Annotated in this window: 12 protein-coding genes; 11 read left to right on the top strand and 1 reads right to left on the bottom strand. The window is 68.8% G+C overall.

The window, feature by feature from the left end:
• The first annotated feature begins 24 nt into the window (after positions 1-24).
• Both ACFY16_RS01505 and clpX read left to right on the top strand, forming a co-directional pair.
• Entirely contained in the window at positions 25-705 is a 681-nt protein-coding gene (locus ACFY16_RS01505) for an ATP-dependent Clp protease proteolytic subunit (protein WP_390645040.1), read from the top strand.
• A gap of 194 nt (positions 706-899) precedes the next feature.
• A complete protein-coding gene (gene clpX, locus ACFY16_RS01500) occupies positions 900-2,186 on the top strand; it encodes an ATP-dependent Clp protease ATP-binding subunit ClpX (protein WP_390645039.1) in 1,287 nt (428 codons plus the stop codon).
• Between the two features lie 74 nt (positions 2,187-2,260).
• Here the strand turns inward: clpX and ACFY16_RS01495 are convergent, their stop codons facing one another.
• Positions 2,261-3,217 carry a hypothetical protein gene (locus ACFY16_RS01495; RefSeq protein ID WP_390645038.1) on the bottom strand — a complete coding sequence of 319 codons (957 nt, stop codon included), beginning with the start codon at positions 3,215-3,217 and terminating at the stop codon, positions 2,261-2,263.
• 135 nt (positions 3,218-3,352) lie between these two features.
• Here ACFY16_RS01495 and ACFY16_RS01490 point away from each other — a divergent pair, with 135 nt between their 5' ends.
• From ACFY16_RS01490 to rodA, 9 genes are all read left to right on the top strand, one after another.
• Positions 3,353-5,977 (top strand): valine--tRNA ligase, encoded by a 2,625-nt coding sequence (locus ACFY16_RS01490; protein ID WP_390645037.1) that lies wholly within the window; start codon positions 3,353-3,355, stop codon positions 5,975-5,977.
• A 209-nt stretch (positions 5,978-6,186) separates the two neighbouring features.
• Complete coding sequence (locus tag ACFY16_RS01485; protein WP_390645036.1) at positions 6,187-7,707, top strand: bifunctional folylpolyglutamate synthase/dihydrofolate synthase; 1,521 nt, start codon at positions 6,187-6,189, stop codon at positions 7,705-7,707.
• An 8-nt stretch (positions 7,708-7,715) separates the two neighbouring features.
• Entirely contained in the window at positions 7,716-8,072 is a 357-nt protein-coding gene (locus ACFY16_RS01480; RefSeq protein WP_390645035.1) for a DUF4233 domain-containing protein, read from the top strand.
• Positions 8,073-8,138: 66 nt separating this feature from the next.
• Positions 8,139-8,552 (top strand): nucleoside-diphosphate kinase, encoded by a 414-nt coding sequence (ndk, locus tag ACFY16_RS01475; RefSeq protein ID WP_351140203.1) that lies wholly within the window; start codon positions 8,139-8,141, stop codon positions 8,550-8,552.
• Between the two features lie 303 nt (positions 8,553-8,855).
• Entirely contained in the window at positions 8,856-9,875 is a 1,020-nt protein-coding gene (locus tag ACFY16_RS01470; RefSeq protein ID WP_130436780.1) for a rod shape-determining protein, read from the top strand.
• 160 nt (positions 9,876-10,035) lie between these two features.
• Positions 10,036-10,980, top strand: coding sequence for a rod shape-determining protein MreC (gene mreC / locus ACFY16_RS01465; protein ID WP_390645034.1), 945 nt, complete (start codon positions 10,036-10,038; stop codon positions 10,978-10,980).
• 12 nt (positions 10,981-10,992) lie between these two features.
• Positions 10,993-11,664, top strand: a complete 672-nt coding sequence (mreD, locus tag ACFY16_RS01460) for a rod shape-determining protein MreD (RefSeq protein ID WP_390645033.1) — start codon at positions 10,993-10,995, stop codon at positions 11,662-11,664.
• A gap of 89 nt (positions 11,665-11,753) precedes the next feature.
• Positions 11,754-14,003, top strand: a complete 2,250-nt coding sequence (mrdA, locus tag ACFY16_RS01455) for a penicillin-binding protein 2 (protein ID WP_390645032.1) — start codon at positions 11,754-11,756, stop codon at positions 14,001-14,003.
• The gene (gene rodA / locus ACFY16_RS01450) at positions 14,000-15,199 is read left to right on the top strand and encodes a rod shape-determining protein RodA (protein ID WP_390645031.1); all 1,200 of its coding nucleotides are present in this window, start codon (positions 14,000-14,002) and stop codon (positions 15,197-15,199) included. Before mrdA ends, rodA begins: the two co-directional genes overlap by 4 nt.
• The last annotated feature ends 136 nt before the right edge of the window (positions 15,200-15,335 follow it).

Below are 15,335 nucleotides of genomic sequence, written 5' to 3'. Positions count from 1 at the left end.
CCCCAGCCCCTCTCAGGAGACACCGTGAACGACTTCCCCGGCAGCGGCATCTACGACCGTATGCGCGCCGAGTACACCGGCCCCACCGCCGAGTCCCGCTACGTCATCCCGCGCTTCGTGGAGCGCACCTCCCAGGGCATCCGCGAGTACGACCCGTACGCGAAGCTCTTCGAGGAGCGCGTGATCTTCCTCGGCGTCCAGATCGACGACGCCTCGGCCAACGACGTCATGGCGCAGCTGCTGTGCCTGGAGTCGATGGACCCCGACCGCGACATCTCGGTCTACATCAACAGCCCCGGCGGCTCCTTCACCGCGCTGACTGCGATTTACGACACGATGCAGTTCGTGAAGCCGGACATCCAGACGGTCTGCATGGGCCAGGCGGCCTCCGCCGCCGCGATCCTTCTCGCGGCCGGTACGCCGGGCAAGCGCATGGCGCTGCCCAACGCGCGCGTGCTGATCCACCAGCCGTACAGCGAGACCGGCCGCGGCCAGGTCTCGGACCTCGAGATCGCCGCGAACGAAATCCTCCGGATGCGCGCGCAGCTGGAGGAGATGCTGGCCAAGCACTCCACCACGCCGATCGAGAAGATCCGCGAGGACATCGAGCGCGACAAGATCCTCACGGCCGAGGACGCGCTCTCGTACGGCCTGATCGACCAGATCATCTCCACCCGGAAGATGAACAACCTCAACGTCCGCTGACGCGGAGGCATGTATCGTCTGCCGCCCCTCGGCAGGGTTCTCCGAAGTGCGCGACAAGGTGCACGACAAAGTGAACCCTGCCAAGGGGGGCCCGAACGGGGGGCCGGGCAAGGTACCGTCGGACATAAGGCAGCACCAGGAGCCGCTGGACTCGTAAGCGTCCAGGCGTCTCCCAGGCGAAGGGGAAGCACACCGTGGCACGCATCGGTGACGGCGGCGATCTGCTCAAGTGCTCGTTCTGCGGCAAGAGCCAGAAGCAGGTCAAGAAGCTCATCGCAGGCCCCGGTGTGTACATCTGCGACGAGTGCATCGATCTCTGCAACGAGATCATCGAGGAAGAGCTCGCGGAGACCAGCGAGGTGCGGTGGGAGGAACTCCCGAAGCCCCGTGAGATCTACGAGTTCCTCGAGGGCTATGTGGTCGGTCAGGAAGCGGCCAAGAAGGCGCTCTCCGTCGCGGTGTACAACCACTACAAGCGGGTCCAGGCCGGCGAGAACGGCGGCGGTCAAGGCCGCGAGGACGCCATCGAGTTGGCGAAGTCCAACATCCTTCTGCTGGGACCCACGGGCTCCGGCAAGACGCTCCTCGCCCAGACCCTCGCGCGCATGCTGAACGTCCCGTTCGCCATCGCCGACGCGACGGCGCTGACGGAGGCGGGGTATGTCGGTGAGGACGTGGAGAACATCCTGCTCAAGCTGATCCAGGCGGCCGACTACGACGTCAAGAAGGCCGAGACCGGGATCATCTACATCGACGAGATCGACAAGGTCGCGCGGAAGAGTGAAAACCCGTCGATCACGCGCGACGTGAGCGGCGAGGGCGTGCAGCAGGCGCTGCTGAAGATCCTGGAGGGCACGACGGCCTCGGTCCCGCCGCAGGGCGGCCGTAAGCACCCGCACCAGGAGTTCATCCAGATCGACACGACGAACGTCCTGTTCATCGTGGGCGGCGCCTTCGCGGGCCTGGAGAAGCTCATCGAGTCCCGGGCCGGCGCCAAGGGCATCGGCTTCGGCGCGACGATCCGCTCCAAGCGCGAGCTGGAGGCCAAGGACCAGTTCGAGGACGTCATGCCCGAGGACCTGGTCAAGTTCGGCATGATCCCCGAGTTCATCGGCCGGCTCCCCGTCATCACGTCGGTCCACAACCTCGACCGCGAGGCCCTCCTCCAGATCCTGATCGAGCCCCGCAACGCGCTCGTGAAGCAGTACCAGCGCCTCTTCGAACTCGACGGCGTGGAGCTGGACTTCGAGCGCGAGGCCCTGGAGGCCATCGCCGACCAGGCCATCCTCCGCCAGACCGGCGCGCGAGGCCTGCGCGCCATCATGGAGGAAGTCCTCATGTCCGTGATGTACGAGGTCCCCTCCCGCAAGGACGTGGCCCGCGTCGTCATCACGGCGGACGTCGTTCACTCGAACGTGAACCCGACCCTGATCCCGCGCGACGCCCGCGGCCGCGGCTCGGGCGAGCAGAAGACGGCGTAACCGCCGCACGCACACGGTGAAGGGGCCCCGGTCAACCGACCGGGGCCCCTTCACCGTTACCGCGCCGTACGACCTCAGGCCTTGACGCGTACTTCCTTGCGGAACTTGGTCGTCAGGTCGGCCGCGCCCGGCAGGTCGGCGGCCTTGCCGGACATCGCGTCCGCCAGGTCGACGTGGATGACGACGCCCAGCGTGCTGTGGTCCGCCCAGATGCACACCGGCATGCTGATCTCGCTCGGCCCGGACCCCGCGTCGGACGACGACTCGTCGTCCTTGACCTTGGTCTCCTGGCACTTGAGGACCGCACCGTCGAGACCGCTCGGTGTGAACGCCTTCGGGCTGCCGACGGCCTCGCCGTCGTCGGCGCTCGCGTTCTTCTTCATCTCGGAGAACATCCCGTCGACGACCGCCTCCGGGTCGTCGATGTCGCCGTACACGCCCATGAAGTTGATCATCTTCATGCCGAGGTAGTTGGTCTCGTCCCCGGACTGGTAACCGGCGTGCACGTCCTTGGCGTTCTTCACGCCGTGCTTCTCGGCGTCCTTGACGTCGTTCTCGTCGAAGCCGCCGCTGTCGACGCTGTCGGACTTCTTGTAGTCGGTGAGCACCGTCGCCGGCGTGGTCAGCTTGTGCGGGCCGTCGTCGGCGACGTCCGAGCCGCCGCCCCCGCCGATCACCAGGTACGCGCCCACCGCGATCGCGGCCACGACCGCCACCGCGCCGAGGATGATCGCCGTCTTCTTCTTGCCGCCGCCGCTGGGAGCGGGCGGCTGGGGAGCGCCGTAGGGCTGCTGTCCGTACGGCGGCTGCTGTCCGTAGGGAGGCTGCTGTCCGTACGCGTTCGGCTGCGGCGGCACACCCTGCGGGGCCTGCTGCGGGTAGCCGTAGCCGGGTTGGGGGGCCTGCGGCTGCTGGGGGTAGCCGTAGCCGGGCTGGGGGGCCTGCGGCTGCTGGCCGTAGGGGCCCGGCTGACCGTACGGTCCGGGCTGCTGAGGCTGCCCGCCGTACGGGCCCGGCTGGTTGTGACTCATTACTGGGTTCCCCTCCAGAGCTTATGTGTTCCTGACATCCTGGCTCAGACACAGCCGGCTCACTGCATCGGGGCCCTCACCGTTACAGAACAAACGCGTTTCGGGACTGCCCGGTGACACCCCTAAACTGGGCCCGTGACCGAGAACGCTCAGCAGCAGCCACCAGCGCCCCACACCGAACTGCCGACCCAGTACGCGCCGGCCGATGTAGAGGGGCCGCTGTACGAGCGCTGGGTAGAGCGCGGCTACTTCGAGGCGGACGCGAAGAGCGACAAGCCTCCGTACACCGTCGTCATCCCCCCGCCGAACGTCACGGGCAGCCTGCACCTCGGGCACGCGTTCGAGCACACCCTCATCGACGCCCTGACGCGCCGCAAGCGCATGCAGGGTTACGAGACGCTGTGGCAGCCCGGCATGGACCACGCCGGCATCGCCACGCAGAACGTCGTCGAGCGCGAGCTCGGCAAGGAGGGCAAGTCCCGGCACGACCTGGGCCGTGAGGCGTTCGTCGAGCGCGTCTGGCAGTGGAAGGCCGAGTCCGGTGGGCAGATCTCCGGCCAGATGCGGCGCCTGGGCGACGGTGTCGCCTGGTCGCGTGAGCGCTTCACCATGGACGAGGGTCTCTCCCAGGCCGTCCAGACCATCTTCAAGCGGCTCTACGACGACGAGCTGATCTACCGCGCCGAGCGCATCATCAACTGGTGTCCGCGCTGTCTCACCGCGATCTCCGACATCGAGGTCGAGTACCAGGACGACGACGGCGAGCTGGTCTCGCTGAAGTACGGCGACGGTGACGAGACGGTCGTCGTCGCGACCACGCGTGCCGAGACGATGCTCGGTGACACGGCCGTCGCGGTCCACCCGGACGACGAGCGCTACAAGCACCTCGTCGGCAAGCTCATCCGGCTGCCGCTCACCGACCGCTCCATCCCGGTCGTCGCCGACGAGCACGTCGACCCCGAGTTCGGCACCGGTGCCGTCAAGGTCACTCCGGCCCACGACCCGAACGACTTCGAGATCGGCCAGCGCCACAACCTGCCGGCCATCACCGTCATGGACGAGCACGCGGTCATCACCGTGCACGGCCCCTTCCAGGGACTGGACCGCTTCGAGGCCCGGTCGGCCATCGTCGCCGCGCTGCGCGCCGAGGGCCGGATCGTCGCCGAGAAGCGGCCGTACGTCCACTCCGTCGGCCACTGCTCGCGGTGCAAGACCACCATCGAGCCGCGCCTTTCCATGCAGTGGTGGGTCAAGGTCGGCCCGCTCGCCAAGGCCGCCGGTGACGCGGTCCGCGAGGGCAAGGTCAAGATCCACCCGCAGGAGATGGAGAAGCGGTACTTCGACTGGGTCGACAACCTCCACGACTGGTGCATCTCGCGCCAGCTGTGGTGGGGCCACCGGATCCCGGTCTGGTACGGCCCGAACGGCGAGGTCGTCTGCGTCGGCCCCGACGAGGAGCCGCCGACCGGCGAGGGCTGGCGTCAGGACACCGACGTCCTCGACACCTGGTTCTCCTCCGGACTCTGGCCGTTCTCCACGCTGGGCTGGCCCGAACAGACCGAGAGCCTCGCGAAGTTCTACCCGAACTCCGTCCTGGTCACCGGCTACGACATCCTCTTCTTCTGGGTCGCCCGGATGATGATGTTCGGCCTGTACGCGATGGACGGCACCCCGCCGTTCCACACCATCGCCCTGCACGGCATGGTCCGCGACCAGTTCGGCAAGAAGATGTCGAAGTCCTTCGGCAACGCGGTCAACCCGCTGGACTGGATGGACAAGTACGGCTCGGACGCGCTGCGTTTCACGCTCGCCCGCGGCGCCAACCCCGGCGTCGACGTCCCGATCGGCGAGGACTGGGTCCAGGGTTCCCGCAACTTCGCCAACAAGATCTGGAACGCCACGCGCTTCGCGCTGATGAACGGCGCCACGGTCGAGGGCCCGCTGCCGGACGCGTCCGCCATGTCGGCGACGGACCGCTGGATCCTCTCCCGCCTGAACTCGGTCGTCGCCGAAGTCGACGCGTTCTACGAGGACTTCCAGTTCGCCAAGCTCTCGGACGCCCTCTTCCACTTCGCCTGGGACGAGGTCTTCGACTGGTATGTCGAGCTGTCCAAGACGACGTTCCAGGCGGGCGGCGAGCCGGCCGAGGTCAGCAAGCGCGTCCTGGGTGAGGTCCTCGACGTCACGCTGAAGCTGCTGCACCCGGTTGTCCCGTTCGTGACGGAGACCCTCTGGACCACCCTCACGGGCGGCGAGTCGGTCGTCGTCGCCGAGTGGCCGACGGACAGTGGATTCCGGGACGGCGACGCCGAGCGGGAGATCGAGAGCCTGCAGTCGGTCATCACCGAGGTCCGGCGCTTCCGTGCCGACCAGGGGCTGCAGCCCGGTCAGCGGGTCCCGGCCCGGCTCAGCCTCGACGGCACGCCGTTCGCCCCGCACGAGGCGGCCGTCCGCCAGCTGCTGCGGCTGCAGCCGGAGGGCGACTCCTTCACCGCCACGGCGACCCTGCCGGTCGCGGGTGCCGAGGTCGCGCTCGACCTCTCCGGCACGATCGACGTGGCGGCGGAGCGCAAGCGCCTCGCCAAGGACCTGGCCGCCGCCGAGAAGGAGAAGGCCCAGGCGAACGCCAAGCTCGGCAACGAGGCGTTCCTCGCGAAGGCGCCGGACAACGTGGTCGAGAAGATCCGCACCCGTCTGGCCAAGGCGGACGAGGACATCGCGCGGATTCAGGCGCAGCTGGAGCGGTTGCCGCAGGCGTAGCGACCCGTACCTCGGCGAAGGCCCCCGGAACCGCAAGGTTCCGGGGGCCTTCGCGTGCCAAAGGGGTGGGCCGCGCAGCGCGCCGCTGACGGGGTGCCGCCTGCGCCCACCCGCCGCCCCGGCGGCACGACTGCCCGCAGACCGGCGCCGTGGGTGGTCGCAGCCCGGCGGCAGGCCTGCCCGCAGTCGGGTGTACGTAGACTGGCCCCGTGAGTGAGCTCCCCCCAGACAGCAGCGAGCAGCCCGACCCGCTCGACCCCTTCGAGGAGATCGTCGAGGCCGAGACCGAGCGTGACCCCGATCTCGCGGTGATCGAGGCCGGCAGCCGTACCCTGCGGACGCAGGGCGGGCCGCCGCAGGCCGACGTGCCGGGGCGGCCGGAGGACCCCGAGGTCGACAAGGCCCTGCGCGAGGTCGAGACGGAGCTGGCGACACGCTGGGGCGAGACCAAGCTGGAGCCGTCCGTCAGCCGGATCTCCGCGCTGATGGATGTGCTGGGGGACCCGCAGCGGTCGTATCCGTCCATCCACATCACGGGGACGAACGGCAAGACCTCCACCGCCCGCATGATCGAGGCCCTCCTCGGCGCCTTCGAGCTGCGCACCGGGCGGTACACCTCGCCGCATGTGCAGTCGATCACCGAGCGGATCAGCCTGGACGGCGGGGCGATCCCCGCCGAGCGGTTCGTGGAGACCTACCACGACATCAAGCCGTACATCGAGATGGTCGACGCACAGCAGGAGTACCGGCTGTCCTTCTTCGAGGTGCTGACCGGCATGGCGTACGCCGCCTTCGCGGACGCGCCCGTCGACGTCGCCGTCGTGGAAGTGGGCATGGGGGGCAGCTGGGACGCCACGAACGTCATCGACGCGGACGTCGCCGTCGTGACCCCCATCGACCTCGACCACACCGACCGGCTCGGGGAGACCCACGGCGAGATCGCCACCGAGAAGGCCGGCATCATCAAGCAGGGCGCGACGGTCATCCTGGCCCAGCAGCCGGTGGAGGCGGCGCAGGTGCTGCTGAAGAAGGCCGTCGAGGTGGACGCCACCGTGGCCCGGGAGGGCCTGGAGTTCGGGGTCGTGGCCCGGCAGGTCGCCGTCGGCGGGCAGCTGCTCACCCTGCGCGGTCTGGGCGGCGAGTACAACGACGTGTATCTCCCCCTGCACGGCGCTCACCAGGCGCACAACGCGGCCGTCGCGCTCGCCGCCGTCGAGGCCTTCTTCGGTGTGGGCGCCCAGCGGGCGGAGACACTGGACCCGGACACGGTCCGCAAGGCCTTCGCGGCCGTCACCTCGCCGGGGCGGCTCGAGATCGTACGGACGTCGCCCACCGTCGTCCTGGACGCCGCGCACAACCCGGCGGGCGCGCGGGTCACGGCGGAGGCGATCGAGGAGGCCTTCGACTTCAGCCGGCTGATCGGCGTGGTCGGGGCCAGCGGTGACAAGAACGTACGGGGGCTCCTCGAGGCCTTCGAGCCGATCTTCGCGGAGATCGTCGTCACTCAGAACTCCAGCCACCGCGCGATGGACGCCGACGAGCTCGCCGCGATCGCCGTGGAGGTGTTCGGCGACGACCGTGTGCAGGTCGAGCCGCAGCTGCCCGACGCGCTGGAGGCCGCGATCACACTCGCCGAGGAGGAGGGCGAGTTCGCCGGTGGTGGCGTGCTCGTCACCGGCTCCGTCATCACCGTCGGCGAGGCCCGACTGCTGCTCCGGGGAAGGGGCTGACTTCTGCCGTGCGTACGCTCTGTTCCTCGACCCTGATCGGCGAGGTCTTCGTCATCGGCTTCGCCGCGCTGGTCGCGATGAAGGACCCCGACCTGTCCATGTCGACAGTGTGGACGGTCAGCGGCATCGCGATGTTCCTGTGCGTGGCGCTGTGCGGCATGGTGACCCGGCCGGGCGGCGTCGCCCTGGGCTGGGCGCTGCAGATCGCGCTGATCGCCTCCGGCTTCGTCGTCCCGACGATGTTCTTCCTGGGGGCGCTGTTCGCGGCGCTGTGGTGGGCCTCGGTGCACTTCGGCCGCAAGATCGACGAGGCGAAGGCGAGATTCGCGGCGCAGGCGGACGCCGCCCCGGCTGACGCTGCGTAACGGGCGCACAAACACGCCCTGTAACCTCATCCCACCGCACACCTGTCAGTAAGAAGGAGCCCTCCCGTGACCCAGCGCACCCTGGTCCTGCTCAAGCCCGACGCCGTCCGTCGTGGCCTGACCGGCGAGATCATCAGCCGTATCGAGCGCAAGGCCGGCTGGCAGATCACCGCGCTGGAGCTGCGCACCCTGGACCAGGACACGCTGGAGCAGCACTACGGCGAGCACAAGGGCAAGCCCTTCTACGAGCCGCTGGTGGAGTTCATGTCGTCCGGCCCGGTCGTGGCGCTCATCGTCGAGGGCGAGCGGGTCATCGAGGGTGTGCGGGCGCTGGCCGGTCCGACCGACCCGATCGCCGCGGCTCCCGGCTCCATCCGGGGGGACTTCGGGGTGATTGTCCGCGAGAACCTGATTCACGCCTCCGACTCCGAGGAGTCCGCCGAGCGCGAAGTGAAGATTTTCTTCCCGGGTCGTGTCTGAGCGAATTTTTCGCGGATTTTTCTGAGGGACCGTCACCTCCCTCACATCGCCTGACCTGGGACGGCCGTACATTTTCGGCCGTCCTTCGGTATATGCGTGCCGATCGGGGGAACGTGTGCCTCCGTTGGGCCGTCTCCACAAGCGAGGCGCCCCGGCATCTGCTGACAATGGCGAAGACCCTCGCGCAGTGTTCGTGCAGGCGCGTCTACGATGGAAGCCTTCACGTCACAGCACCCACCTCGCCGACCTGAAAAGCCCTCAAAAGCCAGCGGGAAGGCCAGTCGAATCCTGATGGGGAACTCAATGTCGTTCATCGGCCGTGACATGGCTGTCGACCTCGGGACCGCCAACACGCTGGTGTACGTCAGGGGTCGCGGGATCGTACTCAACGAGCCGTCCGTCGTCGCGATCAACACCAACACCGGTGGCATCCTCGCGGTCGGCGCCGAAGCGAAGAAGATGATCGGGCGCACGCCCGGCAACATCGTTGCCGTCCGTCCTTTGAAGGACGGCGTGATCGCCGACTTCGAGATCACCGAGCGGATGCTCCGCTACTTCATTCTGAAGATCCACAAGCGGCGGTATCTGGCTCGTCCGCGGGTCGTCGTCTGTGTGCCGTCGGGCATCACGGGCGTCGAGCGCCGCGCCGTCATCGAGGCGTCGACCCAGGCCGGCGCCCGTCAGGTGCACATCATCGAGGAGCCCATGGCGGCCGCCATCGGCTCCGGCCTGCCGGTCCACGAGGCCACGGGCAACATGGTGGTGGACATCGGCGGCGGCACCACGGAGGTCGCGGTCATCTCGCTCGGCGGCATCGTCACCGCCCAGTCCATCCGCGTCGCGGGCGACGAGCTGGACAACGCGATCATCCAGCACATCAAGAAGGAGTACTCGCTCCTCCTGGGTGAGCGCACGGCCGAGCAGATCAAGATCACGATCGGTTCGGCGTACGACCTCGACGCTGACGAACACACCGAAATCCGTGGCCGGGACCTCGTCTCCGGGCTGCCGAAGACCGTCGTCATCTCCGCGGCGGAGGTCCGCAAGGCGATCGAGGAGCCGGTCAACGCGATCGTCGACGCGGTCAAGACGACCCTCGACAAGTGCCCGCCGGAGCTCTCCGGCGACATCATGGACCGAGGAATCGTTCTCACCGGCGGCGGAGCCCTGTTGCGCGGTCTGGACGAGCGGCTGCGTCGGGAGACCGGCATGCCGATCCACATCGCCGAGGATCCGCTGGACAGCGTCGCGCTTGGCTCCGGCAAATGCGTCGAGGAGTTCGAGGCGCTCCAGCAGGTCCTGGACGCCGCGCCGCGCAGATGAGGTAACTCTTCGATTCCGCCGTACGAGACGATCTCCCCTCGTGCGGCGGATCGTTGATATCGGCATAAGCTCCACACCCATAAACACCTGCACGTCATAGACACCTGCACGTACGTAGACACCTGCACGCACATCTATGAGGAAGGCACGGCCGCCGCACGTGAGGGACACACGAGAGAGCCGGCTGCTCCTGGTGCTGCTGATCGCCATCGCGTTCGCATTGATCACGGTGGACATCCGCGGCGGGGAGGACTCCCCGGTCGACGGTGCCCGACAGGCCGCGGCCGCGGTCTTCGGCCCGATCGAGGACGGAGTGTCGTCGGCGGTCGCCCCGGTCGGCAACGCGGTCTCCGCGGTCCGCGACTCGGACGAGCGCCACGACCGGCTCGCCCTCCTGGAGAAGGAGAACGCGGCTCTCAAGGCGAAGCTCGGCAGCGACGACCGCAACGCCAGCCGCCTCAAACAGCTCGACAAGATGCTGAAGATCGCGGGCCAGGGCCAGTACGGCATCAAGGGCGCCCAGGTCATCGCGATAGGAGCGGCCCAGGGCTTCTCCTGGACCGTCACCATCGACGTCGGGGCCAACGACGGCATCACCCGCGACATGACCGTCCTGAACGGCGACGGTCTGGTCGGCCGCGTCACCACGGTCGGCCCGAACTCCGCGACCGTCCTGCTCGCCAACGACCCCGACTTCACCGTCGGCACCCGCATGGAGTCCACCGACGAGCTCGGCTTCGCCTCCGGTCAGGGCGACCGCCCGCTGCGTGTGGAACTGCTCAACGGCAAGGCGGAGGTGAAGAAGGGCGACCGTCTGGTCACCTTCGGCTCGGAGGCCGACAAGCCCTTCGTGCCGGGCGTCCCGGTCGGCGTGGTCTCCCGCGTCGACCCCTCCGGCGGCAACCTCACCCGCACCCTCTACGTCACGCCGTACGTCAGCTTCACCAAGCTCGACATCGTCGGCGTCGTCGTCCAGGCCCCGACGAAGGATCCGCGCGACACGGTGCTCCCGCAGAAGCCCAAGCCGACCCCCACGCCGACGGTCACCATCACCATCACCCCGTCCGCGAACGCGCCCCTCGACGACCAGAACGACCAGCAGTAGGAGCTGAATCCCATGCGCGTCAACCGGATCCTGCTCTCCACGGCGCTGATCGTCGTCGCCCTGGTGCTCCAGGTGAGCGTCCTCGCCCGCCTCCATCTCCCGGGCGCCGTCCCCGACCTGCTGCTGCTCGGCGTCCTGGGCCTGGCCCTGGTCTACGGTCATGTCGGCGGCGCCCTCGTCGGTTTCGGCGCCGGGCTGCTCGCCGACCTCGCCCCGCCCGCCGACCACGCCGCCGGGCGCTACGCCCTGGTGCTGTGCGTCATCGGCTACCTCGCCGGGCTCGCCAAACCGGAGAACGGCAGACTGAAGTCGGCGACCCGCCCGATGGTCGTGGTGGTCGCCGCCGCGATCGGCTCCACGCTGCTGTACGCCCTCGTCGGCGCCCTCATCGGCGACACCGCCGCCCGCCATGTCGGCCTGGGCAGCCTGCTGTTCACCGCCGCCCTGTACGACCTGCTGCTCGCCCCGTTCGTCGTCCCCGGCATCATGTGGCTGGCCCGGCGCGCCGAGAACGACCCGCTGTCCGAGGCCAACTCGGCCGCCAAGGGCACCGACATCTCCTCCGGCTGGCTCTCCGCCGGCACGGGCCTGCGCGTCGGCGGCCCGCGCGGCGGGCTGCGGGTGAAGGCGGCCCGGGCCCGCAGCGCGCGGGCCGGCCGCATCAAGGGGGTCAAGCGGCTGTGACCAGGCGGGAGTTGGCCGGAGGCCTCACAGGTCCGTCGTATATGACACGTACGACACGTACTCACCACTGAGAGGGGGAGGCAGCCGCTGTGACCAATATTCCTGAGACCGGACGGACCCCACGGGTCCAGATCCGTCTCGTCGTCATCCAGATCCTCGTCCTCTCCCTGCTCGGCACCCTCGGTGGCCGTCTGTGGTACCTCCAGATCCGTGAGGGCGCGGCGTACGCCAAGGAGGCCTCCGGCAACCACGTCCAGCAGGTCGTCGAGCCCGCGATGCGCGGCTCGATCCTGGACGCGCGCGGAGTGCCGCTCGCCGACAACGAGACCCGGCTCGTGGTCTCCGCCTCCCGTACCGACCTGCTGAAGCAGAAGGACGACGGCAAGGCGGTCCTCACCAAGCTCGCCGGCGTCCTCGGCATGGATCCCGCGGAGGTCATGCAGAAGGTCCGGCTGTGCGACGCGCAGACGCCCCAGCCGTGCTGGAACGGCTCGCCCTACCAGCCGATCCCCATCACCGACGAGGCCACCGCAAAGCAGGCCCTCCAGATCCGTGAACGCGCCGAGGACTTCCCCGGCATCACCGCCGAGCCGGAGGCCTTGCGCCGCTACCCCGCCCCCGGCAAGTCCAACACCGCCCAGGTCCTCGGCTACCTCTCGCCCGTCACCGACGACGAGATCACCCAGGCCCAGGACAGCGACTCGCCCTACCTGCGCTCCGACCAGGTCGGCCGCAGCGGCCTGGAGCGCGAGTACGACAAGGAGCTGCGCGGCAAGGCCGGCGTCACCCGCTACGAGGTCGACAACCTCGGCCGCGTCATCGGCCAGGCCGAGGCCGACCCCGCCGAGTCCGGCTCCAGCCTCGTCACCAGCATCGACTCCCGCGTCCAGCGGGTCGCCGAGTACGAGCTGAACGACGCGATGAAGAAGGCCCGCCAGCAGTTCGACAAGATCACCGGCGAGAACTACAAGGCCGACTCCGGTGCGGTGGTGGTGATGGAGGCCAAGACGGGCCGGATCGTGGCCATGGCGTCCGCCCCGACGTACGACCCGAACGTCTGGGTCGGCGGCATCTCCGCCAAGGACTACAAGCGGCTCACCGGCAAGAACTCCGACTACCCGCTGCTCAACAGGGCCATACAGGGTCAGTCCGCGCCCGGTTCGACGTTCAAGGTGGTCTCGACGGCCGCCGCGGTCCAGGCCGGCTACGAGTGGGACGGTGGCTACCCGTGCACCAGCTCCTACTCGGTCGGCAGCCAGGTCTTCAAGAACTTCGAGGGGGAGAGCTTCGGCCCCATCTCCCTCGGCCGCGCCCTGGAGGTCTCCTGCGACACCGTCTTCTACGGACTCGCGGACCGGGAGTGGAAGAAGGACGGCGGCATCAACCCCAAGAAGGGCGAGCCCAAGGACTGGTTCTTCAGGACCGCCCACCAGTTCGGCCTCGGCAAGGAGACGGGCATCGACCTGCCCAACGAGGTCAACGGCCGCGTCCCGGACCGCCAGTGGAAGGAGAACTACTGGAAGGCCAACAAGGACGCCTGGTGCAAGTCCGGCAAGAAGGACGGCTCGTACGTGGAGAGGATCGAGTACGAGAACTGCCTCGAGGGCAACAAGATGCGCGAGGGTGACGAGATCAACTACTCCATCGGCCAGGGTGACACCCTCGTCACCCCGATCCAGGAGGCCGTCATCTACTCGGCGGTGTCCAACGGCGGCACGATGTACACCCCGACCATCGGCAAGGCGATCGTCAGCGCCGACGGCAAGTCCGTCCAGGAGATCAAGCCGAAGTCGCACGGCAAGCTGCCGGTCAGCAACGCGACCCTCAAGGGCATGAACGAGGCCTTCGCGGGCGTCGTCACCCGCGGTACCGCCGCCTGGAAGTTCGGCGGCTGGCCGCAGGACCAGATCGCGCTGCACGCCAAGACCGGTACCGCCGAGGTCTACGGCAAGCAGACCACGTCCTGGCTGGCGACGTACACCAAGGACTACACGATCATCATGACGATCTCCCAGGCCGGTACGGGCTCGGGCGCCTCCGGTGAGGCCGTGCGCAACATCTACAGCGCCATGTACGGCGTTCAGGCGGACGGCTCGATCGACAAGAAGAAGGCGCTGCTGTCCACCCCGGAGAAGAACCTGCCCACGGTCCGCACGGACGGCACGATCGCCAGCCCCAAGGTTCCCCGCGACCCGGCCAAGGACCTGCACGCCACCCCGAAGGGTACGACCGCCCCGGACGAGTCGCAGCCCGCGGCGACCACCGCCTCGCCCGGCACGGGCAACCGCGACACCCGCAGGCGACCTCGCAAGAGGGGAAGCCGGAGGATGCTCACATGACCGGCGCGAACAGCTTCTCCGTCTCCGGCTACGGGCCCAGGCGGGCCGGCTGGACCCGGGTCTTCGCCCGTGACTCGCTGGCCCGCCGGCTCGACTGGCCGATCCTGCTGGCGGGACTGGCCCTGTCGGGGATCGGCTCGCTGCTCGTCTTCTCCGCGACCCGCAACCGCACCGAGATCAACCAGGGCGACCCGTACTACTTCCTGCTCCGGCACCTGATGAACACCGGCATCGGGCTGGCCCTGATGATCGGCACGGTCTGGCTCGGCCACCGCCAGCTGCGCAACGCCGTACCGATCCTCTACGGCCTCTCGGTGCTCGGCATCCTCGCGGTGCTCACGCCGCTCGGCTCGACCGTCAACGGCGCGCACTCGTGGATCGTGCTCGGCGGCGGCTTCTCGCTGCAGCCCTCGGAGTTCGTCAAGATCACGATCATCCTGGGCATGGCGATGCTGCTGGCGGCCCGGGTCGACGCGGGCGACCGGCAGTACCCCGACCAGCGCACGGTCCTGCAGGCCCTGGGCCTGGCCGCCGTCCCGATGATGGTCGTCCTGCTCATGCCCGACCTCGGCTCGGTCATGGTCATGGTGATCATCGTGCTGGGGGTGCTGCTCGCCTCCGGCGCCTCCAACCGCTGGGTCTTCGGCCTGATCGGCGCGGGCACGCTCGGCGCGATCGCCGTCTGGCAGCTGCACATCCTGGACGAGTACCAGATCAACCGCTTCGCGGCCTTCGCCAACCCCGAGCTCGACCCCGCGGGCGTCGGCTACAACACCAACCAGGCCCGCATCGCGATCGGCTCCGGCGGCCTCACCGGCGCCGGCCTCTTCCACGGCTCGCAGACCACCGGCCAGTTCGTACCCGAGCAGCAGACGGACTTCGTCTTCACGGTCGCGGGTGAGGAGCTGGGCTTCGTCGGCGCCGGCCTGATCATCCTGCTGCTCGGCGTCGTGCTGTGGCGCGCCTGCCGTATCGCCCGCGAGACGACCGAGCTGTACGGCACCGTCGTCGCCGCCGGCATCGTGGCCTGGTTCGCCTTCCAGGCCTTCGAGAACATCGGCATGACCCTCGGCATCATGCCGGTCACCGGTCTGCCACTGCCGTTCGTGTCGTACGGCGGCTCGTCGATGTTCGCGGTCTGGGTGGCCATAGGGCTGTTGCAGTCGATCCGGATGCAGCGGCCCATGTCGGCGTAGGCCTCCGGCGGTGGGGCCGGTTCGCGTGCCGCCGGTGGGCGGGCGCGGTGGGGCGGAGAGGGCCGGACCCACCACGCGGAGGTCCCGCCCCGGCGGGCCTCCCGTTCCGGGCGCTCGTCACCTCCTGGTCGGCCGC

The sequence above is a fragment of the Streptomyces sp. NPDC001315 genome, assembly GCF_042896175.1.
GTDB lineage: Bacteria > Actinomycetota > Actinomycetes > Streptomycetales > Streptomycetaceae > Streptomyces.
The sequence above is the reverse complement of the archived record's forward strand: the minus strand, read 5'-3'. Positions and strand labels throughout refer to the sequence as shown.

Excerpts from the sequence above, each read along its gene's own strand:
- ACFY16_RS01495 (WP_390645038.1), bottom strand. The coding sequence starts at position 3,217 with ATGAGTCACAACCAGCCGGGCCCGTACGGCGGGCAGCCTCAGCAGCCC.
- ACFY16_RS01470 (WP_130436780.1), top strand. The coding sequence starts at position 8,856 with ATGTCGTTCATCGGCCGTGACATGGCTGTCGACCTCGGGACCGCCAAC.
- mreD (WP_390645033.1), top strand. The coding sequence starts at position 10,993 with ATGCGCGTCAACCGGATCCTGCTCTCCACGGCGCTGATCGTCGTCGCC.
- rodA (WP_390645031.1), top strand. The coding sequence starts at position 14,000 with ATGACCGGCGCGAACAGCTTCTCCGTCTCCGGCTACGGGCCCAGGCGG.